General features: G+C 71.1%; 22 protein-coding genes. 12 read left to right on the plus strand and 10 right to left on the minus strand.

The genetic code is table 11. From position 1 onward, the window contains the following. Positions 1-3 precede the first annotated feature (3 nt). The 4 genes from ACGFIB_RS31265 (at position 4) to ACGFIB_RS31280 (ending at position 2,954) form a co-directional block, all read left to right on the plus strand. Complete coding sequence (locus ACGFIB_RS31265; protein ID WP_167748364.1) at positions 4-180, plus strand: hypothetical protein; 177 nt, start codon at positions 4-6, stop codon at positions 178-180. Next, positions 177-707 (plus strand): PH domain-containing protein, encoded by a 531-nt coding sequence (locus ACGFIB_RS31270; RefSeq protein WP_142573453.1) that lies wholly within the window; start codon positions 177-179, stop codon positions 705-707. Before ACGFIB_RS31265 ends, ACGFIB_RS31270 begins: the two co-directional genes overlap by 4 nt. A 138-nt stretch (positions 708-845) precedes the next feature. After that, positions 846-2,168, plus strand: coding sequence for a helix-turn-helix domain-containing protein (locus ACGFIB_RS31275; RefSeq protein WP_357263964.1), 1,323 nt, complete (start codon positions 846-848; stop codon positions 2,166-2,168). 96 nt (positions 2,169-2,264) lie between these two features. Then, positions 2,265-2,954: a FadR/GntR family transcriptional regulator gene (locus tag ACGFIB_RS31280; RefSeq protein WP_142573449.1), complete on the plus strand. Its 690-nt coding sequence runs from the start codon at positions 2,265-2,267 to the stop codon at positions 2,952-2,954. Positions 2,955-3,050: 96 nt separating this feature from the next. Here ACGFIB_RS31280 and dnaN read toward each other — a convergent pair whose 3' ends face one another. The 3 genes from dnaN to ACGFIB_RS31295 all read right to left on the minus strand — a co-directional run bounded on the left by dnaN (position 3,051) and on the right by ACGFIB_RS31295 (position 6,362). Continuing rightward, positions 3,051-4,142 (minus strand): DNA polymerase III subunit beta, encoded by a 1,092-nt coding sequence (gene dnaN, locus ACGFIB_RS31285; RefSeq protein ID WP_357263961.1) that lies wholly within the window; start codon positions 4,140-4,142, stop codon positions 3,051-3,053. 82 nt (positions 4,143-4,224) lie between these two features. Continuing rightward, on the minus strand, positions 4,225-4,872 hold the full coding sequence (locus ACGFIB_RS31290) for a response regulator transcription factor (protein ID WP_142573445.1): 648 nt from the start codon (positions 4,870-4,872) through the stop codon (positions 4,225-4,227). Beyond that, the gene (locus tag ACGFIB_RS31295) at positions 4,863-6,362 is read right to left on the minus strand and encodes a sensor histidine kinase (protein WP_393376679.1); all 1,500 of its coding nucleotides are present in this window, start codon (positions 6,360-6,362) and stop codon (positions 4,863-4,865) included. Before ACGFIB_RS31295 ends, ACGFIB_RS31290 begins: the two co-directional genes overlap by 10 nt. 132 nt (positions 6,363-6,494) lie before the next feature. Here ACGFIB_RS31295 and ACGFIB_RS31300 point away from each other — a divergent pair, with 132 nt between their 5' ends. The 5 genes from ACGFIB_RS31300 to ACGFIB_RS31320 all read left to right on the plus strand — a co-directional run bounded on the left by ACGFIB_RS31300 (position 6,495) and on the right by ACGFIB_RS31320 (position 10,352). Continuing rightward, the gene (locus ACGFIB_RS31300) at positions 6,495-7,382 is read left to right on the plus strand and encodes an ABC transporter ATP-binding protein (protein ID WP_393376681.1); all 888 of its coding nucleotides are present in this window, start codon (positions 6,495-6,497) and stop codon (positions 7,380-7,382) included. Continuing rightward, entirely contained in the window at positions 7,379-8,128 is a 750-nt protein-coding gene (locus ACGFIB_RS31305) for an ABC transporter permease (RefSeq protein ID WP_393376682.1), read from the plus strand. The genes ACGFIB_RS31300 and ACGFIB_RS31305 overlap by 4 nt, the downstream gene beginning before the upstream one ends. Positions 8,129-8,202: 74 nt before the next feature. Next, complete coding sequence (locus tag ACGFIB_RS31310; protein ID WP_393376684.1) at positions 8,203-8,994, plus strand: helix-turn-helix domain-containing protein; 792 nt, start codon at positions 8,203-8,205, stop codon at positions 8,992-8,994. 78 nt (positions 8,995-9,072) lie between these two features. Continuing rightward, positions 9,073-9,555 carry an SRPBCC family protein gene (locus tag ACGFIB_RS31315; protein ID WP_393376686.1) on the plus strand — a complete coding sequence of 161 codons (483 nt, stop codon included), beginning with the start codon at positions 9,073-9,075 and terminating at the stop codon, positions 9,553-9,555. Between the two features lie 62 nt (positions 9,556-9,617). After that, positions 9,618-10,352 (plus strand): metallophosphoesterase, encoded by a 735-nt coding sequence (locus tag ACGFIB_RS31320; RefSeq protein WP_357263943.1) that lies wholly within the window; start codon positions 9,618-9,620, stop codon positions 10,350-10,352. A 16-nt stretch (positions 10,353-10,368) separates the two neighbouring features. On the opposite strand, the gene ACGFIB_RS31325 is transcribed toward ACGFIB_RS31320, so the two are convergent. Next, the gene (locus tag ACGFIB_RS31325; RefSeq protein WP_357238476.1) at positions 10,369-10,956 is read right to left on the minus strand and encodes a TetR/AcrR family transcriptional regulator; all 588 of its coding nucleotides are present in this window, start codon (positions 10,954-10,956) and stop codon (positions 10,369-10,371) included. Between the two features lie 38 nt (positions 10,957-10,994). Here ACGFIB_RS31325 and ACGFIB_RS31330 point away from each other — a divergent pair, with 38 nt between their 5' ends. Further along, positions 10,995-11,366, plus strand: coding sequence for a hypothetical protein (locus ACGFIB_RS31330; RefSeq protein ID WP_357238474.1), 372 nt, complete (start codon positions 10,995-10,997; stop codon positions 11,364-11,366). Between the two features lie 199 nt (positions 11,367-11,565). Here the strand turns inward: ACGFIB_RS31330 and ACGFIB_RS31335 are convergent, their stop codons facing one another. Together ACGFIB_RS31335 and ACGFIB_RS31340 are read right to left on the minus strand one after the other, a co-directional pair. Further along, a complete protein-coding gene (locus ACGFIB_RS31335; RefSeq protein ID WP_393376688.1) occupies positions 11,566-12,909 on the minus strand; it encodes a carotenoid oxygenase family protein in 1,344 nt (447 codons plus the stop codon). 14 nt (positions 12,910-12,923) lie between these two features. Next, positions 12,924-13,481, minus strand: coding sequence for a hypothetical protein (locus tag ACGFIB_RS31340; RefSeq protein WP_393376689.1), 558 nt, complete (start codon positions 13,479-13,481; stop codon positions 12,924-12,926). A 94-nt stretch (positions 13,482-13,575) separates the two neighbouring features. Here ACGFIB_RS31340 and ACGFIB_RS31345 point away from each other — a divergent pair, with 94 nt between their 5' ends. Then, on the plus strand, positions 13,576-14,142 hold the full coding sequence (locus ACGFIB_RS31345; protein ID WP_357238468.1) for a PadR family transcriptional regulator: 567 nt from the start codon (positions 13,576-13,578) through the stop codon (positions 14,140-14,142). A 20-nt stretch (positions 14,143-14,162) separates the two neighbouring features. Here ACGFIB_RS31345 and dnaB read toward each other — a convergent pair whose 3' ends face one another. Next, positions 14,163-15,485, minus strand: coding sequence for a replicative DNA helicase (gene dnaB / locus ACGFIB_RS31350; RefSeq protein ID WP_357238782.1), 1,323 nt, complete (start codon positions 15,483-15,485; stop codon positions 14,163-14,165). A gap of 336 nt (positions 15,486-15,821) precedes the next feature. Here dnaB and ACGFIB_RS31355 point away from each other — a divergent pair, with 336 nt between their 5' ends. Next, entirely contained in the window at positions 15,822-17,150 is a 1,329-nt protein-coding gene (locus tag ACGFIB_RS31355) for an MATE family efflux transporter (RefSeq protein WP_393376691.1), read from the plus strand. Between the two features lie 2 nt (positions 17,151-17,152). On the opposite strand, the gene ACGFIB_RS31360 is transcribed toward ACGFIB_RS31355, so the two are convergent. Genes ACGFIB_RS31360 through ACGFIB_RS31370 form a run of 3 tightly spaced genes read right to left on the minus strand, consistent with a single transcriptional unit; the run spans position 17,153 to position 19,676 of the window. Next, positions 17,153-17,896: an amino acid ABC transporter ATP-binding protein gene (locus ACGFIB_RS31360; protein ID WP_393376693.1), complete on the minus strand. Its 744-nt coding sequence runs from the start codon at positions 17,894-17,896 to the stop codon at positions 17,153-17,155. Then, the gene (locus tag ACGFIB_RS31365) at positions 17,893-18,801 is read right to left on the minus strand and encodes an amino acid ABC transporter permease (protein WP_393376695.1); all 909 of its coding nucleotides are present in this window, start codon (positions 18,799-18,801) and stop codon (positions 17,893-17,895) included. The genes ACGFIB_RS31360 and ACGFIB_RS31365 overlap by 4 nt, the downstream gene beginning before the upstream one ends. After that, on the minus strand, positions 18,798-19,676 hold the full coding sequence (locus ACGFIB_RS31370) for an ABC transporter substrate-binding protein (RefSeq protein WP_357263923.1): 879 nt from the start codon (positions 19,674-19,676) through the stop codon (positions 18,798-18,800). Before ACGFIB_RS31370 ends, ACGFIB_RS31365 begins: the two co-directional genes overlap by 4 nt. Between the last annotated feature and the right edge of the window lie 70 nt (positions 19,677-19,746).

Consider the following 19,746-nt stretch of genomic DNA (forward strand, 5'->3'; position numbering starts at 1 on the left):
GTCATGGGAGTGGTGACGGCGGTGCAGGCGAAGAAAGTCATCAAATGGACGCTCATCGTGTCGGCAGGCTTCTACCTGCTGACGAGACCGACTGACGCGGCCCACACGGTCCACGGGGCCTTCACTGGAATCGTCAGCGCGGCCGACTCGATGGCGCAGTTCTTCGCCACCCTGACATGAGACTTGTGACCCACGGGGACTCGGCCCCGTCGTCGGTCAACCGTTACCTCCTCCCCCACGAACACCAAGTCATCATGGTCCGGCGCCACCCCGCCGTCCTGCTGCGCCCGATCGCCGAGATCTTCGGCGGGCTCGTCCTCGCCGGAATCCTCAGCAAGTTCCTGAGCGACAACGGCGCCGGCCAGGCCCTCGCCATCGTCTGGTGGGCCTGGCTCCTCCTGCTGGTTCGATTCGTCTGGAAGGTCGCGGAGTGGTCGGTCGACTACTTCGTCGTCACCTCCCAGCGCATGCTTCTCACCACGGGCCTCATCACGCGCAAGGTCGCGATGATGCCCCTGAGCAAGGTCACCGACATGAGCTTCCAACGCTCGCTCCTCGGCCGCATGCTCGGCTACGGCGAGTTCGTCATGGAGTCGGCCGGCCAGGATCAGGCCCTGCGTACGGTTCCCCACATCCCCTACCCGGAGACCTTGTACCTCGAGGTCTGCCAGATGATCTTCCCCAGCAAGGACGGGGACGACGACTGACCGGCGGTCCCCCGTCCGATATCTCGACACCGTGATCGAACCTTCACCGTCGTGATTCTTGACGGAGGGTTACACGATTCGGCCGCTTCGTGCCATTATGGCGACACTATTGACCCTTCCCCCGCCCTGAGAGACCAGATGCCGAGTCAGGGAACCATCGGCGACCGCGTCCGCGGATTGCGGTTGAGCAGGCGCATGTCACAGGCCCAGTTGGCCGGACCTGACCTGTCCGACAGTTACGTCTCACTGATTGAGTCCGGAAAGCGGACGCCTACCCCGGTCGTCGCCCGGTTGCTCGCCGAGCGGCTCGGATGCACCACCGAGTTCCTGCTGCACGGGATAGAACCGCGGCAGCGCATCGACACCGAGCTCGGCCTGCGACATGCCGAGCTCGAGCTTTATCACGGCGATCCCGTCGTGGCGGCCGACCGCTTCGGCGAGATCGTCAAGGCGGCGGGCGAGGACAACGCCATGCTGGCCGCCCACGCACGCCTCGGTGTGGCGCGGGCGTTGGAGGCCCAGGGCCGCGTCGGCCGGGCCGTCGAGGCGTACGAGCGGCTGCGCCGCGAGGCCTCCGCGCATCCCGAGCGCCTCGCCGACCTGCCGCTGACGGTCGCGCTGTGCCGCTGTTACCAGCGGGCCGGCGACCGGCTGCGGGCGCGCGACCTCGGCGCGCACGCGCTCGGCCAGATCGACCGCCTCGGCGTGATCGAGGGCGAGCTGGCCGTCGAGCTGGCGCTCGCGCTGGTGGAGGCCGAGACCGGCCTGCCGTACGTCGAGCGGGTGCTGTCGGCCGCGGGCCCGGCACGCGCGAACGACCGCAGCGCGGAGATCCTCGCACTGTGGCAGGCGAGCGTGACGGCGGCCGAAGGCGAGGACTCGGCGCTGGCCGTGCAGCTCGCCGAGGACGCCCTCGCGGCGGGTCGTCCGACCCGGATCGTCCTGCGTCGCGCCCGCATGGCGATGCACTGGGCTCGCATCACCGCGGCAGATCCCGAAGGCGCGGATTTGGACCGAGCCAACGAACTCGCGCAGTTCGCGGCGGACGTCTTCGCGGGGTTCCCGGCCCAACGGCAGGAGCACGCACGGAGCCTCACAGTGCTGAGTTTCGTACGGTTCCGGACCGGAGACGCGGAATCCGCAGCCGAACTCGCCGATCGGGCACTGGATCTGTTGGACGGCGCCAACGGGACCACCGCGGCGACGGCGAACCTGGTTCTTGCCGAGATCGCGTTGGCACGGTCCGGGGATCCGGCTGTCGCGCTCAACCGGGCGCACGACCTGCTGGACGGCGAGGCGCCCGACCGGGAGACCGCCCGGGCCTGGCGCATGCTCGGTGACCTGTGGGGCCAGGCCGGTGCCTTCGACCGGCAGTCGGGGGCATATCGTAGAGCCCTGGAAGCGGTCGGAATCCGCGTGAACATACCGGGCTCCATGACCACGACGGTGCTCGCTCGATAGCCTCCTGGGGCTCCGGACTTGTTCTGGAGGCTCTGGAATAATGAGGGTCTACCACTCATTCCATCATCGGATGATTGGAACCCAGAGGAGGCTGACGTGAGCCTGCGGACGGCGCAGCGGGCGTCTCTCGTGGACCAGGTGATCGACCAGCTCAAGGAGCAGATCACCTCCGGCTCCTGGCAGATGAATGCCAAGATTCCCACCGAGACGGTGCTCGCCGAGCACCTCGGAGTCGGCAGGAACACGGTCCGTGAGGCGGTCCGCGCGTTGACCCACGCCGGGCTGCTTGAGTGTCGCCAGGGCGACGGCACGTACGTACGGGCCATCAGCGAGCTGTCGGGTGCGATGGCCAGGCGACTGCGCGCGGCCGAGCAACTGGAGATCCTGGAGGTCCGGCGCGCCCTGGAGGTCGAGGCGGCCCGGCTCGCGGCGACGCGGCGGACCGGCGCGGATGTCGCGTCCATCGAGGCGGCGCTGGCCGCACGCGAGAAGGCATGGTCGGACGGCGACCCCGAGGCGTTCGTCGAGTCCGACCTCGCCTTCCACGTGGCGGTCGTCGAGGCCACGCACAACAGGGTGCTGATCGACCTCTATGTCGACTTCTCCGCGGCGCTGCGGGCGAGCATCGCGGCGGCCGGCGGCTCCCTGGAGCAGAACTACATCCCTCACGACGCGATCGTGCGCGCGATCGTCGCCGGCGACGCCACCGCGGCCGAGCGGGCCGGTCACGCGTGCATGGAGCACATCCTTATCGCCCTCACCGACTCCGCCACCCTCACCTCCTGAGCCGCGCCCCTGAACCCACCGCCCGGCGGGTCCGTGCGAACGGCACCCGCGGGGCCCGCTCAGGTGAGCGCAGTCAGCGGGTGAGCGCGGGCACGCTCAGCCGAGCCGCAGGGACATGACGAGGTAGCGGAAGCCGGGATCCTCGCCCTCGTCGGTGATCAGCGCGGGGCGGGTCGGCGAGTCCATGTGGATGCGCGCCCGCCCGGTCTCGACCCCCGCCAGCCCGTCGAGCAGGAAATGGGGCTGGAAGGCGATCTGGATGTCCGGGCCGTTCAGCTCGGCGTCGACGACCTCCGCGCCCCTGCCGATGTCACCGCCCCCGGCCTGGATCAGCGCCTGTCCCTGGGAGAACGACACGCGGACCGCGGCGTTGCGCTCGGCGACCAGCGCAACGCGCTTGACGGCCTCCACGAACGGTCCCACCTCCACGTCCGCGTGGATCGTCCACTGCGCGGTCAGCCGGGACCGGTAGTCGATGAACTGGTCGTCCAGCAGCCGCACGGTCGTCGTGCGCCCCTGACTCTCGAAACCCGCCACGTTGTCGCCCAGGCCGATCGCCACCTCGCCGCCGCGCAGCGATCGGGCCACCTCGACCAGCACCCGGGCCGGCACGACCACGCCGTGCCCCGCGTCCTGCCGCTCGGGATGCCACAGGAACTCGGCGGCGGCGATGCGGTAGCGGTCGGTGGCGGCCATCGACACCCGCACGCCCTCGATGTCCACCCGGATGCCCGTCAGCATGGGCAGCGTGTCGTCGCGGCTCGCGGCGGCGGCCACCTGCCCGACCGCGGTGGCGAAGGCGCCCCCGCCCACGGCCCCCACCTTCGGCGGCATCGGCGGCATCGCGGGAAAGTCCTCGTCCGGCATCGTGATCAGCCCGAACTCCGCGCTGCCGCAGGTGAGCACCGCCTCCGACCCGCTCGTGACGATCTCGACGGGCCGGGCGGGCAGGCTCCGGGTGACCTCGGCCAGGACCTTCCCGGGGATCAGCACCCGCCCCGGCTCGGCGATGTCGGCCTCGACGTCGACGCGGGCCGAGACGTCATAGTCGAAGGCGGACACCCGCAGGTCGTCGCCCGCCTCCAGCAGCAGGCCCGCGAGAACGGGCACCGCGGGCCGGGCGGGCAGCACCCGGGCCGCCCACGCCACCGCGTCGGCCAGAACATCGCGGTCAACCTGGAATTTCATCCCGACCTCCTGCCTGTGCCACGACTCGCTCCCAAAGTAGCGCCCGGCACCGACAATCCGGCCCCACAGTGCCTTCCCGGTCCTACTTGCTGTTGAGGAAGGCGAGCACGGCGAGGACGCGCCGGTTGTCGTCGTCGGAGGGCGCCAGGCCGAGCTTGGCGAAGATGCTCGCCGTGTGCTTGCCCACCGCGCTGTCGCTGAGGAACAGCCGCTGGCCGATCGCGGCGTTCGACCTGCCCTCGGCCATCAGTTCCAGCACCTCACGCTCCCGGGGGGTGAGGCGGCCGAGCGGCTCGTTGCGCGCGTTGCTCGCCAGGAGCCGGGCGATGACGTCGGGGTCCATGGCCGTCCCGCCGGCCGCGACCCGGCGTACGGCGTCGACGAACTGCTCGCCGTTGAACACCCGGTCCTTCAGCAGGTAGCCGACGCCGCCGGACCCGTCGGCCAGCAACTCCCTGGCGTACAGCTGCTCGACGTGCTGGGAGAGCACGAGGACCGGCAGGCCGGGCACCTGCCGGCGCGCGGCCAGGGCGGCCTGCAGCCCCTCGTCGGTGAAGGTCGGCGGGAGCCGCACGTCCACGACGGCCACGTCGGGGCGCTCGCCGACCAGGGCGGCGAGCAACTCGGGGCCGGACTCGACCGCCGCGACGACCTCGAAGCCGTGGGCGCGCAGCAGAGCGACCAGCCCCTCCCGCAGCAGGTGCAGGTCTTCGGCCAGCACTACCCGCACGCGCCGCCCTCCGCTTCCCTGGTTCGCGCCGTCGTCGCCAGCGCGACGGCCAGCAGGCCGCCACCGAGCAGAATCATGCCCATGATGACCGGCCACTGGAAGGGCTCGGGCACGCGCAGGCCGAGGAACCAGGACTTCACCGGCGATCCCATGAGCTTCAACACCATCGCGACCAGCCCCTGCGGGAACAGCGGGATCGGCCACAGCGCCCAGCAGAGGCGGCCGAGGTAGCGCCACGGGGACAGCGGCGCCGGCCGCACCCGGAACGCCCGGGGCAGCTCGATGACGGCCGTGGTCGGGCCGCCCGCCGGGCTGCTGACCGCGAGGACGCCGTCGAACGCCCCGAGCCTGCGCTCGATGCCGCGCAGGCCGGTGCCGCGCTCGGGGTCCGCGCCGCCGTGGCCGTCGTCGGTCACCGTCACGCGCAGCGCCGGACCCTGCGTGCTCACATCCACCCACGTCTCGGTCGCGTCGCCGTGCCGGGCGGCGTTGGCCAGCAGCTCGCTGACCGCGAAGTAGGCCGCCGACTCCAGCGGCGCGGAGGCGCGCTCGGGCAGGTCGATCGTGACGTGGGTGCGCAGCGGGCTGTCCAGGGCGAGGGCGCGTACGGCGTCGCCGAGGCCGCGCTCGGCCAGCACCGGGGGGTGGATGCCGCGCACCAGCCGCCGGATCTCCTGCAGCGCGGTCGCCGAGGCCTCCCTCGCCTTGCCGAGCAGCGCCCGGGCGGCCTGCGGGTCGCTTTCCAGCAGTTGCTCGGCCGCGCCGATGGTCATGCCGATCGCCACCAGGCGGGCCTGGGCGCCGTCGTGCAGGTCGCGCTCGATCCGGCGCAGCTCCGCGGCCTGCGAGTCGACGGCCTCGGTGCGTGCGGCGTCGAGACGGCTGACCCGCTGGGCCAGCCGGGCCTTCTCGGTGGGCCCCAGCAGCGCGGCGGCGACCTGGCCGTGGAGGCGCACGGCCCACGGCGCGTACCAGCGCCCGCCGATCACCGCGAGCAGGATCCAGGCCGCGCCCACCACCGGGTTGCCTCCGGCCGCCCACGCGACGCCGTACGCGACCGCCAGCAGCGGAGCGGCGGCCATGAATCCGCCGGCCAACGGCGCGGAGAGCAGGAAGGCGAGGTCCCGCCAGGTGGCGGGGTCCTTGCTCATCCAGTTCCACCGCTTGTTGAAGGCCGGGATAGTCGGCCGCTTGTACAGCGTGCGGCCGTCGCGATACCAGCCGTCGGCCTGCGGAACCGGCGGGGGCGGCTCGGGCCGGTACGGGTCGTCGATCGGCATGCCCGACCAGCGGGCGGCCAGTTCGCGTTGCAGCCGGGTCACGGCCCGCCCGAGCCGTACGGCCGGGGGAAAGACGATCACCAGGCCGACCAGGAAGGTGAGCAGCATCGCGGCCAGCATCACCAGGCCGGCGGCCAGGCCCGCCAGAGCGAGGCCGGCGAGGGCGGTGCTCCGTGCCAGGGCGGTGAGGGTCGAGCGAGCCGAGGTCATGAGTTCAGTCTGGAGGCCGCCGCCGGGCCGGCACAGTGACCGAAGCCGCCCGATGGGGGTGGAGGAAAGTGCACCCCCATCGGGTCCGCAGCCGCATTCTCCGCGGACCGTCCGGTTCCTAGCGTCATGGCCATGGCAATCATCAGTGTGGACCACCTACGCAAGGCGTACGGAACGAAGGTGGCGGTCGAGGACGTGTCGTTCTCCGTGGAGGAGGGCGAGGTCTTCGGCATCGTGGGCCGCAACGGAGCGGGCAAGACGACGACGGTCGAGTGCGTCGCCGGGCTGCGCACCCCCACCGCGGGCACCGTCACCGTGGACGCGGACCTGAAGGAACAGGTCGGCGTGCAGCTCCAGGAGTGCTCGCTGCCCGACAAGATCCGGGTCGGGGAGGCGCTGGCGCTCTACGCCTCGTTCTACTCCCGTCCGGCCGGCTGGCGGGGTCTGGCCGAGGAGGCCGGGCTCGACCTCCGCGCGCCCTTCGGCAAGCTGTCGGGCGGGCAGCGCCAGCGGCTGTCGGTCGCGCTCGCGCTGGTCGGAAGCCCGCGCGTCGCGATACTCGACGAGCTCACCACCGGCCTCGATCCGCAGGCCCGCCGCGACACGTGGGACCTGGTCTCCCGGATCAGGGAACGCGGCGTGACCGTGCTGCTGGTGACCCACTTCATGGAGGAGGTGGAGCGCCTGTGCGACCGGGTCGCGGTCATCTCCCGGGGGCGGGTGCGGGCGGTGGACACCCCCGCCGGGCTGGTCGCCCGCGCCGGCGGCGAGCAGCGTCTGATCTTCCACACCGACGATCCCGTCGACGGGCTGCGGGCGCTGCCCGAGGTGGCGTCCGTCACCGTCGCCGACAGGAACGGCGCGGAGATCACCGTCACCGGCACCGGCGACCTGTTGAGCGCCGTGGCCGCCGTGGTGCCCCCGTCCAGGACGTGGGGCCTGCGCATGGAGCGCACCACCCTCGACGACGCGTTCCTCGTTCTCACCGCCGAATCCCTCACCGGCAAGGAGGAGTCATGACGAAGACCTTCGGAAAGCTCGCGGCCGTGGAGGCCCGGCTCTTCCTCCGCGAGCCGATGGCGGTGTTCTTCGCGATCGTGCTGCCGGTGGGGCTGCTGCTGGGGCTCGGTACGACGATCCCCGGCTTCCGCGACGCGGATCCGTCGCTGGGCGGGCAGCGGCTCGTGGACGCGCCCTTCACGGCGATGATGGTGCTGCTGTCGGTCGTGACGCTCGCGCTCAGCGTGCTGCCGGGCGGCCTGGTCATCTACCGGGAACGCGGCGTGCTGCGGCGGCTGTCCACCACGCCGGTGCGTCCGAGCGCGCTGCTGGCGGCCCAGCTGCTGATCAACGTGGTCGTGTCCGTGGTCGCCACCACGCTGACGCTGGTGCTGGGTCACCTCGTCCTCGAGGTGCCGTTGCCCGGCTCGCCCGGGACGTTCGCCGTGGTCTTCGTCCTCGGTTCGCTCACCATGCTCGCCATCGGCCTGCTGCTGGCCGCCGTGGCGCCGAACGCCCGGGTCGTGCAGGGAGTGGGCTCGGCTCTCATGTTCCCCCTGCTGTTCCTCGCCGGGATGTGGCTGCCCCGTCCGCTCATGCCGGAGATCCTGCGCCGGATCAGCGACTTCACGCCCACGGGCGCCTTCGGGCAGGGACTGATGGACGCCCTGGGCGGGCACGCCCCCCAGCCGCTCCACCTCGCCGTACTGGCGGGCTGGGCGCTGGCCGCCGGTCTGGCCGCGGCCCGGCTGTTCCGGTGGCAGTAGCCGGGCCGATGCCGCCCGGCGCCTACCTGGCAGGTAATCGCCGGGCCGCCCGGCGAGCCGATAGCGTCGCGGACGTGACCGTCGCCATCCTTCACCAGCGGCCGTTCGGCGAGCTCCTGCGCCAGTGGCGCGAGCACCGGCGACTGAGCCAGCTCGAACTGTCCAACCAGGCGGAGATCTCCACCCGGCACATCAGCTTCCTGGAGACCGGCCGGGCCACCCCGAGCCGCGACATGGTGCTCCACCTCTCCGAACACCTGGACCTCCCGCTCCGCGAGCGCAACCACCTGCTGCTGGCCGCCGGATACGCCCCCGTCTACACCGAGTCGCCCCTCGACTCGCCGGGCATGGCGGCGGTGTGCGAGGCGATCCGGCGCCTGCTGTCGGCCCACGACCCCTATCCGGCCCTGGTGGTGGACCGCGCCTGGGACCTCGTCGACGCCAACGAGGGCATCGCGCTGCTGGCCGAGGGCGTGGACCCCGACCTGCTGAGCAACGTGCTGCGGGCGAGCCTGCACCCCGAGGGGCTGGCTCCCCACATCCTCAACCTGGGCGAGTGGCGGGCGCACCTGCTCGGCCGGCTGCGCCGGCAGATCACGCTCACCGCCGACCCCCGGCTCGCCGAGCTGTACGCCGAGCTGCGCGGCTACCCCTGCGACCAGCCCGAGCCCGAGGTGGAGCTGCCCGGCCCCGGAGACATCCTCGTGCCGTTGCGGGTGCGCCGGGCCGGGCGGGAGCTGTCGTTCTTCAGCATCGTGGCGACCTTCGGCACCCCGCTCGACGTAACGGTCTCCGAGCTGGCCATCGAGTCGTTCTACCCCGCCGACCCCGCGACCGCCACCTTCCTGCGCGACACCTCATCGTGATCATCCGGCGTCCGCGCGGCGATCCGGTCCTGCCACGATTCCCCCATCGAGCCGTGCCCGAATCAGGGGGAGGCCGGGGTGGGGGGGGAGATCAAGGTGCCCACACGGGTGCTGACCAACACGTTCCACGTGGACGCCGCGCCGGAGGAGGTCTTCGAGCACCTCACGACGCCCGAGAGCTACATCGGTCTGTCGCCGCTCGTGGTCGCCGTACGGGACGTCGACCGGTCCGAGCCAGGGGTGGTGCGCTACACCTCGATCGAGCGGTTCCGCTTCCTCGGCCTGAAGTACGACAACCCCATCGCCGTCACGCTGCTGACCGAGCGCCTGGCCGAGAAGCTGTCCGTACGGGGACAGGTGGACAGCCCCGGCGGCGTGCGGATGGGCTATCGGTTCGACCTGTCCCCGGAGGCCGACGGCACACGGGTGGACGACCGGCTGGATCTGAGCGCGCCGTGGCTCGTGGTGGGATTCGCGGCGGGCCAGGCGCGGAAGGTGCAGCTCGCCCGGGCCCGGATCCTCGCCGAACGGATGTCCGGGCGGTCCACGCGCGGTTCGTGAAGGACTCCAGCGAAGCCGCGCGTGAGAAGCTGGAGCTCCCACCATCCGCCCGGAGGCATCACATGCTCGTGCTGGCGCACGTCAGTGACATCCACATCGACGGAAGCGAGCGGAACACCTCGCGCGCCGCCCGCGCGCTCACCTACGCGCGGTCGCTGCGCCCCGACGCGATCGTGCTCACCGGCGACCTGGCGGACCACGGCACGACGGAGGAGTACGAGACCGTCCGCGAGCTGATCGCCGGCGACGACGTGCCGCTCGTGCTGTGCCCGGGCAACCACGACACCCGCGGCGACCTCCGCAAGGTCCTGCTGGAGCAGGACGGCGACCACCCGGTCAACCAGGCGCTCAACCTCGACCAGGCGACGATCGCGCTGTGCGACTCCAGCATCCCCGGCCGGCCCGAGGGCGCGCTGGACGACGACACCCTGGCCTGGCTCGACTCCGTGCTCGCCGCCACGCCCGGCGTCCCCGCCTTCGTCGGCATGCACCACCCGCCCGTCGCGCTCGGCATCCCGTACGTGGACGGCATCCGGCTCGGGCGGCCGGAGGGGCTGGCCGAGGTCCTGGGCCGCCACCCGCACGCCATCGCGGTGCTGGCCGGGCACGCCCACACGGCGGCGGCGACGACGTTCGCCGGGCTGCCGCTGCTGGTCGCGCCGGGGGTGGTCAGCACCGCGCTGCTGCCGTCCGAGACCTCGGCGCGCCCTCCGGTCGACTACGACCTGCCGCCGGCCATCGCCCTGCACGTGCTCGACGACGGCCGGGTCACCACCCACTTCCGGCCCGTGCCCTAGCTAGGTGCCCCCGGCGTTACATGTGGTCAGGATCGTTGGCGCCGCACAAGCGCATCACCGAGGCCCGGAAATGCCTGGCCGCCCCCTGTGCGTCCAAGCGGCCGGCGCGGATGTGACGGTCGGCGGCGTGGCCGAGCGCGATCGTCGCCGCGACCAACCAGCCGGTCTCCAGATCAGTCGCGAACTCGCCACTGTCGCGGCCGCGACGGATCAGGCTCTCCAAGCTCTCCTCGACCAGCAGGTGATGCGACTCGTCTTCCTCCTGGGTGGCATCCCCATGACCAACTGCCGCCTGCTCGGTCAGCAGTGTTCCGGCTGCGGTGAGAAAACGGCCGAGAGCTTCGGTGGCGGTACCTGCCGCGAGATCAGCGGCGTCCAGCACGGCGAACGCACGGCGGCTCAGCTCGTCACGCACCGCCGCAAGGAGCGCCTCGCGGGTGCCGAAGTGGACATACGCGGTCTGCCGCGTCACACCGGCCCCGGATGCGATCTCCGCCATGCTCGCCTCAGGGTGCTGGGCGAGAACCCGGATCGCCGCCGACACCAGCGCGTCACGGTTGCGGGCGACCTCCACCCGCTGACGCCGCCGCCTTATCTCTGACACGGTTGACAATCATAAGGGCAACGCTAATGCTGACAACCATGTCAGAGATAACTGAGCAGGCGGCACGCCGTCTCCTGATCGACTACACCCGCGACATGGCCCTTTCCGACGAAGACCCCGAGCGGATCGTGGACCGCACCATGACCGCCGACGCGGTCTGGGTAACCGACGGCACAACGCTCACCCGCGACCAATTGGTCCGCCATGCGGTCCCGGCACGCAAGAACGTCACCTCCATCGAGATGCGCATCGACGACCTGTTCGTCAACGGCCATGAGTTCGCCGCACGCTGCTGCCTCATAACAGAGCACCGCAAGCGCGGACACGTGGTGATCGACTGGATCCTGATCGGTGACGTCGCCGACGACGGCCGGGTGCGGCGCATCCACCAGCTCGGTCGCACCGCCTAGCACTCCCTCCGTCTACGAGCAGCTCGGCCTCGGAATCAAGGCCCGAGGTGTCGCTGTCGCGCCGCGGGAGGTTACCGCGGATCGAACGGCGAGATCACGCAGACGGTGCGGTGCGGGAGAAGGACACTGGCACGCGGGCAACTGGGGGCGGACGCCGTCCGGGTCACCCGGGTCTGACCCCAGTGCGCGTCCGTACGGCTCACGCCCGGAGGATGTCGCCGGGGATGTCGCCGGGGATGTCGCCGGAGACCTCGTCGGGAATCCACGAGCCGTGGAATCCGGCCGGCACCCGGCGCGGCAGCCGTACGGACGCCACCTGGGCCAGGTCGGCGGCGTCGAGCACGAGCAGCTCGGCGCCGTGCTCGGTGCCCGCGATCGACAGCAGCCAGCCCTCGTCCTCGGCCTCGGCGCCCGAGGCGGGGACGAACACCGCCTCGCCCGGCGAGCGCTCGCCCGTCTGGTGCGCCCGGCTCGTGCCGGTCGTCGTGTCGTATTTCACGATCGCGCCCTTGCTGACCGCGTAGATGTAGCGGCTGGTCAGACCGGTACGCGTCTCGTTGATCGTGGGGAACTCGACGTCCAGGTCGTCGAGCGGCTCGTCCTTCGCGACTCCGGTGGCGGGGTCGAGCGTCCAGCGGTGCAGGGCCGCGCCCCCGGTGTAGGCGGCCGGGTTGACCGCGCCGCCGATCGTCGGCCAGAAGCCGCAGAACGCCCCCGGCGAGTAGCGCACCGCGTCGACGACGACGCGCCCGCGCTCGTCCTCGCTCGCGTTGCCCACGTGGAAGACGTAGCAGGGGTCGATCTCGAACCACCGCACGTCACCGGTCCCGCGGCTCATCACGCCCAGCCGCGCGCCGTACGCGTCGTCCCACCGGTACGGCATGCCGCGGCCCACCAGGTCGAAATCGAAGACGACCGGCAGGTCGAGCCACACCACGTGGTGCTCGGTGATCGCGAAGTCGTGGGCCATGGTGGGACCCGGCACATCCACCGGCCGGGTCTCCACCAGCTCGCCGTCGGCCGACAGACGATGGTAGGTGAGGTAGGGCTCGGCCCAGCCGTACCCGAAGAAGTGCAGCTCCCCGGTGATCGGGTCCTCCTTCGGGTGCGCGGTCATCGCCGTGGCCAGCCGCCCGCCGAAGTCGCAGGGGCCGGCCGTGTCGAGCTCCGGCGTCATCTCGTACGGCAGGCCGTTCTCGACAAGCGCGAGGATCCTGTCGGCGTGCCGGATCACGTGGGTGTTGGCGGGGACGGCCGCGAGGTCGACGCCGCGCTCGTGCACGTACGGCGCGCCGGCCAGGCGCGTGGTGCGGACCCAGCGGTTGCGGTACCACTGGGCCCGCCCGTCACGCAGCCGGACGCCGTGGATCATGCCGTGGCCGACGAACCAGTGCCCGCCGTCCTCGCCCGGGCGGGGGTTGGGGCCGTTGCGGAAGTAGCGGCCGGTGAGCTCGGGCGGGAGCGCGCCCTCGATCGGCAGATCGAGGGCGTCGATCTCGTCGGGGACGGGGGCGAGGCGGCCGGTCAGGTAGGAGGCGGTCATCTCGGTGATTCCCTTCAGGCGGCGTAGCGGGCGCGGACGATCCGGGGGTAGCGGACCGTGAACAGAGCGGGGAGCGCGAAGCCGCAGACCTTCACCGCGATGATCGCGGCGGTGGCGTGCGGGGCGAAGGCGAACAACAGGGCGAGGCCGACGGCGTTGAGGGTGAAGCCCACCGCCCACACGGCGGTGATGACGGCGTTGACGCGGTGGAACATCGGGGTCGCGTGCACCTCGGGAGCGGTCGTCCTACGGGCGATGCCCAGCGTGAACGGCTTGCCGATGGCCAGCGACCCCCAGGCGGTGAGAGCCAGCCAGGCCACCGAGACGGCCGGGCCGTACTCGCCGAAGGGCGCCGGCGTGACCGTGAACGCGGCGAGCGTCAGACCGGTGAAGAACGCCCCCGAGCTGAGCTCGATCACCATCTCGTCCCAGCCGCGCCCCGCCCTGCGGTCGACGGCGAGCAGCACGATCGCCACCAGGAGCGCGGCCGCGGCTCCGATTCTGGCCTCGCCGTTCGTGCTGAGAACGGCGAAGGCGATCCACGGGAGGAAGGTGAGGACGTAGCGGAGCACCGGGGGGTTCCTTAGGCTCGACATTCCATTAGTGACATGTCGAACGTAGAACGTCCGTTATCGACATGTCAACACAGGAATGTAAGATCGGCCCATGAGCCTTCGTCATGCCGTGCTCGGCCTTCTGTCGGCCGGGCCCGCGAGCGGTTACGACCTGCTGAAGACCTTCGAGCTGTCGCTGGAGAACGTCTGGCCCGCGACGCAGAGCCAGCTCTACGCCGAGCTCGGCCGGCTGGCCCAGGAAGGACTGGTGCGGGTCGCGGCGGAGGGCCCGCGTGGGCGGAAGGAATACGAGATCACCGAGGAGGGCCGGGCCGAGCTGCGCCACTGGCTGGTCGAGGTGTCGCCGGCCGTGAACCGGCGCAGCGACATGCTGCTTCGGGTCTTCTTCCTCGACCAGGTCGGCACCGGCGCCGCTCGCGGCTACCTGGAGCGGCTCGCCGAGCGTGCCGTCCACGAGCACGACCAGCTCCTCGGCATCCGTGAGTTCGTCATCGGCCAGGGCGACGACGCGCTGCGGCTGTACGGCGACATCGCGCTGGAGTGGGGCCTGCGCCTGACCGCCGCGCAGCGCGAGTGGGCCGAGTGGGCCGCCGGACGGGTGGCGGCCCTAGAGCGGGAGAAGGCACCCGAGCAAGAGAAGGCAATGGAACAGAAATAGGCCGGGCAGGCCGGGGAGCGTCAGTGAGTGGCCATGTCCACGAAGCGGCTGTAGTGGCCCTGGAAGGCCACCGTGACCGTGGCCGTGGGGCCGTTTCGGTGCTTGGCCACGATCAGGTCCGCCTCGCCCGCGCGCGGCGACTCCCGCTCGTACGCGTCCTCCCGATGCAGCAGGATGACCATGTCGGCGTCCTGCTCGATCGAGCCCGATTCACGCAGGTCCGACACTTGCGGACGCTTGTCCGTACGCTGCTCGGGACCACGGTTGAGCTGGGAGATCGCGATGACCGGCACCTCGAGCTCCTTGGCCAGCAGCTTCAGCGCCCGGGACAGCTCCGAGACCTCCTGCTGGCGGCTCTCGGTCTTCTTGGGCGAGCTCATGAGCTGGAGATAGTCGACGATCACGAAGCGCAGGTCGTGACGCTGCTTGAGGCGGCGGCACTTGGCCCGGATCTCCATCATCGACATGTTCGGGGAGTCGTCGATGAACAGCGGCGCCTCGGCGACCTCGCCCATCCGGCGGGCCATCCGCGTCCAGTCGTCGTCGCTCATCGTGCCCGAGCGCATGGTGTGCAGCGCCACCCGCGCCTCCGCCGACAGCAGACGCATGGTGATCTCGTTGCGCGACATTTCCAGCGAGAAGACGACAGTGGTCATCCCATGCTTGATCGCCGCAGATCTGGCGAAATCTAGACCAAGGGTGCTTTTTCCGATTGCAGGACGCGCGGCGACGACGATCATCTGGCCGGGGTGGAGGCCGTTGGTCAGGGCGTCGAGGTCCTGGAAGCCGGTCGGGACGCCGACCATCTGGCCGCTACGGCTGCCGATGGCCTCGATCTCGTCCAGCGCCGACGGCATGATCTCCGACAGCGGGAGGTAGTCCTCGGACGTGCGGCGCTCGGTGACCTTGTAGATCTCGGCCTGCGCACGGTCGACCAGGTCGTCGACCTCCTCGCCCTGGCCGCCGTACCCGTAGGAGACGATGCGGGTGCCGGCCTCGATGAGGCGGCGCAGGACGGCCTGCTCGCGGACGATCTTCGCGTAGTAGCCGGCGTTCGCGGCGGTGGGCACGATCGCGGTCAGCGTGTGCAGGTAGGCGCCGCCACCGACCCGGGCGACCTCGCCGCGCTTTTGCAACTCGTCGAAGACGGTCACCGAGTCGGCGGGCTCGCCCCGGCCGTACAGGTCGGTGATCACCTCGAAGACGATCTGGTGGGCCGGCCGGTAGAAGTCGTCGGCGCGCAGCACCTCGATGACGTCGGCGATGGCGTCCTTGGACAGCAGCATGCCGCCCAGCACCGACTGCTCGGCCTCGATGTTGTGCGGCGGCGTCCGCTCGAACATCGAATCGGAGCCTCCCGGTCCCCCCGGGAAGTCGAGCACGCTCACCCTCACACCCCCTGCCCAGCGGTCACAGCAACCCCAACCCGGTGCGCAAGTCTCCTCGGCCCCAGGGCCGGACGGCAACTCGACCGGTGGACAATCCTGTGGACAACGTGTGCAGTCCGCTCCCATGGCATGGGAAAACCCTGGGGACGACCCTGTGGACAGCGAGGTGACAACATCGGGAAAGCCCGCTCCCACCTGGGATTTCGATATCCACGGCCTGTGGAGGAAAGAAAGTCACCGGAGATTCGTGATACCGATCGAGCATGGGTCCGTAAGCCGCAAACTAGATTTATGCCACTTACCTCCGCAACGGGACACGGCCGTGCCCACGACAGGGAGATCCTCAGGCTCGCGATCCCGGCGTTCGGGGCGTTGGTGGCCGAGCCGCTCTTCCTGCTCACCGACTCCGTCATCGTCGGCCGCCTCCCCGATCCTGCGCTCGGCGCTCTCGGTGTGGCCAGCGCCGCCCTGTCGGCCCTCGTCGGGCTGTGCGTGTTCCTCGCGTACGCCACCACGGCCGCGGTCGCGCGGAGGCTGGGGGCGGGGGACGTCAGGCAGGCGATGCGCCAGGGGATGGACGGCCTGTGGCTGGCCGCGATCATCGGCCTGGCCGTCAGTGTGGCGTGCTGGCCTCTTGCTCCATTTATCGTACACCTGTTCGGAGCGACGGGCCAGCTCGCCGCGCAGGCGGTCTCCTATCTGCGCATCAGCCTCCTCGGCATCCCCGGCATGCTGCTGGTCCTCGCCGGCACCGGTGTCCTGCGCGGGCTGCAGGACACCCGCACGCCGCTGGCCGTGTCGGTCGCCTCGTTCACGCTGAACGCGCTGCTCAACATCTGGTTCGTGCTCGGCCTCGGCTGGGGGATCGCCGGGTCCGCCTGGGGCACGGTCGCCGCGCAGTCCCTGGCCGCCGCGGCCTACCTCGCGCTGGTCGTGCGGACCGCCCGCGCGCACGGCGCCTCGCTGCTGCCCGACCTCGCCGGGGTGCGGGCCGCCGGCGCCGCGGGGTTCGCCCTGGTCGTCCGTACGGCATGCCTGCAGGCCGTGCTGCTCGTCGCCACCTCGCTCGCGACGCGGATGGGCGACGACCAGATCGGCGCGCACACGATCGCCACCCGGATCTGGACGTTCCTCGCCTTCGCCCTCGACGCCATCGCCATCGCGGGGCAGGCCATCACGGGCCGCGCCCTGGGCTCGGGCGACACCGCGGGCACTCGGGCGGCCACCCGGCGCATGGTCGTGTGGGGCGTCGGGTGCGGCGTCGCGTTCTGCGCGGCCGTCCTGCTGGCGCGCCCCCTTGTCCCCGCCCTGTTCGACGCGCACGGCGAGATGGCCGCCGAGCTGCTCGCCGTGCTGTGGCCGGTCGCGCTCCTGCAGCCGGTCGCGGGCGTCGTGTTCGTCCTCGACGGGGTCCTCATCGGGGCGGGCGACCAGCGCTACCTGGCCTGGGCGGGGCTGTGGACGACGCTGGCCTACCTGCCGTTCGCCGCCGTCGCCGGCAGCCTGGTCGGCCTGTGGCTCGCGCTGGGCGCCTGGATGGCCGCCCGGCTCGTCACGCTCGCGCTTCGCGCGTACGGCACCGCCTGGATGGTCACCGGCGCCTCGCGGACCGCCGCCTGACGTCACATGCGCCGGGCCTCCAGCACGCGCTTGAGGAACGCCTGGGTGCGGGGGTGCTCCGGCGCGCTGAAGATCTGCTCGGGCGGACCGCTCTCCAGCAGCACGCCGCCTTCGAGGAAGCACACGGTGTCGGCGATGTCACGGGCGAAGCCCATCTCGTGGGTGGCCAGGATCATCGTCATCCCGGTCTCCTTGAGCTCGCGGATCACGCCGAGCACCTCGGTGACCAGCGTGGGGTCGAGCGCGGAGGTGACCTCGTCGAGCAGCAGCAGGCGGGGGTCGGTCGCGACCGCGCGGATGACGGCCACCCGCTGCTGCTGGCCGCCGGACAGGCGATCGGGATACTCCCCCGCCTTGTCGGCCAGCCCGAACCGGTCGAGCAGCTCTCGTGCTCTGGCCTCGGCCTCCTCCGGCCGCACACCGTGCACCTTGCGAGGGGCGAGCGTGATGTTGTCGAGCACGGTCATGTGCGGAAACAGGTTGTACGACTGGAACACCATGCCGATGCGGCGGCGCACGTCGTCGGCCCCGGCGCGCACGTCGGTGATCTCGGCGCCGTCCAGATGGATCGCGCCGTCGTCGATCGTCTCCAGCAGGTTGACGCAGCGCAGCAGCGTCGACTTGCCCGATCCGGACGCGCCGATCAGGCAGACCACCTCGTGCGGCGCGACCTCCAGGTCGATCCCACGCAGCACGCTCAGCCCCTGATAGTGCTTCCAGACGCCCTCGATCTTCAGCAGGCTCATGCCGTGCCACCTCCCGTACGGCGCCGGGCGGCACGCACGGCGAGATGGTCGGTGAACCGCGCCATCGGCACCGTCAGCAGGATGAACAGCAGCGCGGCCACCAGGTAGGGCGTGAAGTTGAAGTCGAGGTCCTTGTGGATCTGCGCCTGCCGCAGCGCCTCAAGCGGGCCGAGCACGGAGACCAGCGCGGTGTCCTTCTGCAGCGAGACGAAGTCGTTGAGCAGCGGCGGGATCACCCGGCGGACGGCCTGCGGCAGCACCACGTGACGCATGGTCTGGCCCTGCGTCAGCGCCAGCGACCGCGCCGCCGCCCGCTGACTCGGGTGCACCGACTCGATCCCCGCCCGGAACACCTCCGCGACGTACGCCCCGTAGGACAGCACGAGCGCGATGACGCCGAGCGTGACCGGGTCGCTCGGCGCGCCCTGCAACTGGAGCGCGGGGATGCCGAAGCCGACCAGGTAGATGAGCAGGATGGTCGGGATGCCGCGGAAGACGTCGGTGTAGACCACGGCCAAGGCGCGCAGCGGGAAGAACGCCGGCGCGCGCAGGCCGCGCACCAGCGCGACGAGCAGCCCCAGCACCAGGATGAGCACCTCGGCGACGAGGAACATCTCGATGTTGAGCAGGAAGCCGCGCAGCACGTCGGGCAGCGCGGCGACGAACGCCTCGGGGCTGAGGAAGGTCGCCCGCACTCGCGGCCACCCCGGCGACGAGGTGATCCCGACGACCAGGATGACCGCCACGACGATCGTGGACGCGGTCGCGACGGAGACGGATCGCCGCGCCCGGCCGCGCAGCTCCGCCTCCCGGCGGAGCTGCCGCTCGCTCTTCACCCACGCGGGCCCCACCTGCTCCGCGTCTTCCGACGGCACGGGCGAGGCGGCGGACTGCCCGTCGGTCACTTCAGCTCCGGCGCGCCCGCGGCGGCGGTCAGCCACTGGCTCTCGATCTGCGCCAGCTCACCGGACGACTTCAGCTCGCCGAGCGCCTTGTCGACGCAGCTCACCAGCGAGTTGCCCTTCTGGAACAGCATGCCGAACTCCTCGGGCTCGCCGCTGTTCGCGGCGAACTGGCCGACGATCTTCGAGCCCTCCACCTGGGCCGCGGTGACGTAGAAGGCGGTCGGCAGGTCGACGACGATGGCGTCGATCTGCTTGTTCTTCAGCGCGTTGACCGCGTCGACCTGCTGGTTGAACACGCTCGGGTCCTTGGTGGGCTGGATGACCGCGCGCACCGCCTCCAGGGCGGTGGTGCCGGCCTGCACGCCGATCTTGGCGTCCTTGAGTTCGGCGAGGCTCGTGGCGGAGGCGAACTTCGTGCCGTCCAGCGCCACCACGCCCTGCTTGACCGTGTAGTAGCCCTGGCTGAAGTCGACGGCCTTGGCCCGGCTGGGGGTGATCGAGATCTGGTTGACGTCGAAGTCGAACTTCTTGGGCCCGGGGGCGAACGACGAGTCGAACGGCACGACCGCCCAGGCGACCTCGTCCCTGGTGAAGCCCATCTTCCCGGCCACCGCGTAGGCGACCGCGCTCTCGAACCCCTGCCCGCTGGAGGGGTCGTCGTCCTTGAACCACGGCTCGTACGCCGGCTTGTCGGTGCCGATCGTGAGCTTGCCGGGGGTGGTGAGCTTCAGGCTCTCCTTCGCGCACGCGTCCGCGGCGGCGGAGCCGGCCGGGCTCGCGACGCTCGTGGTGCTGGAGGTGTCGTCCGCCGGTGCGCAGGCGGCGGCCGCCAGCACGAGGGCGCCGGACGCCAGCAGGAGTGAGGGACGGCGCATCACAGCCTCCATCAGAGGGTCTTACTACGAAATCCGCCAAATCGGACGGCAAGATACTAGCGTTCCGTAT

Source organism: Microbispora bryophytorum (genome assembly GCF_043197435.1).
Taxonomy (GTDB): domain Bacteria; phylum Actinomycetota; class Actinomycetes; order Streptosporangiales; family Streptosporangiaceae; genus Microbispora; species Microbispora bryophytorum.

Excerpts from the sequence above, each read along its gene's own strand:
- ACGFIB_RS31265 (WP_167748364.1), top strand. The coding sequence starts at position 4 with ATGGGAGTGGTGACGGCGGTGCAGGCGAAGAAAGTCATCAAATGGACG.
- ACGFIB_RS31270 (WP_142573453.1), top strand. The coding sequence starts at position 177 with ATGAGACTTGTGACCCACGGGGACTCGGCCCCGTCGTCGGTCAACCGT.
- ACGFIB_RS31275 (WP_357263964.1), top strand. The coding sequence starts at position 846 with ATGCCGAGTCAGGGAACCATCGGCGACCGCGTCCGCGGATTGCGGTTG.
- dnaN (WP_357263961.1), bottom strand. The coding sequence starts at position 4,142 with ATGAAATTCCAGGTTGACCGCGATGTTCTGGCCGACGCGGTGGCGTGG.
- ACGFIB_RS31295 (WP_393376679.1), bottom strand. The coding sequence starts at position 6,362 with ATGACCTCGGCTCGCTCGACCCTCACCGCCCTGGCACGGAGCACCGCC.
- ACGFIB_RS31300 (WP_393376681.1), top strand. The coding sequence starts at position 6,495 with ATGGCAATCATCAGTGTGGACCACCTACGCAAGGCGTACGGAACGAAG.
- ACGFIB_RS31305 (WP_393376682.1), top strand. The coding sequence starts at position 7,379 with ATGACGAAGACCTTCGGAAAGCTCGCGGCCGTGGAGGCCCGGCTCTTC.
- ACGFIB_RS31320 (WP_357263943.1), top strand. The coding sequence starts at position 9,618 with ATGCTCGTGCTGGCGCACGTCAGTGACATCCACATCGACGGAAGCGAG.
- ACGFIB_RS31330 (WP_357238474.1), top strand. The coding sequence starts at position 10,995 with ATGTCAGAGATAACTGAGCAGGCGGCACGCCGTCTCCTGATCGACTAC.
- ACGFIB_RS31335 (WP_393376688.1), bottom strand. The coding sequence starts at position 12,909 with ATGACCGCCTCCTACCTGACCGGCCGCCTCGCCCCCGTCCCCGACGAG.
- ACGFIB_RS31345 (WP_357238468.1), top strand. The coding sequence starts at position 13,576 with ATGAGCCTTCGTCATGCCGTGCTCGGCCTTCTGTCGGCCGGGCCCGCG.
- dnaB (WP_357238782.1), bottom strand. The coding sequence starts at position 15,485 with ATGTTCGAGCGGACGCCGCCGCACAACATCGAGGCCGAGCAGTCGGTG.
- ACGFIB_RS31355 (WP_393376691.1), top strand. The coding sequence starts at position 15,822 with ATGCCACTTACCTCCGCAACGGGACACGGCCGTGCCCACGACAGGGAG.
- ACGFIB_RS31360 (WP_393376693.1), bottom strand. The coding sequence starts at position 17,896 with ATGAGCCTGCTGAAGATCGAGGGCGTCTGGAAGCACTATCAGGGGCTG.
- ACGFIB_RS31370 (WP_357263923.1), bottom strand. The coding sequence starts at position 19,676 with ATGCGCCGTCCCTCACTCCTGCTGGCGTCCGGCGCCCTCGTGCTGGCG.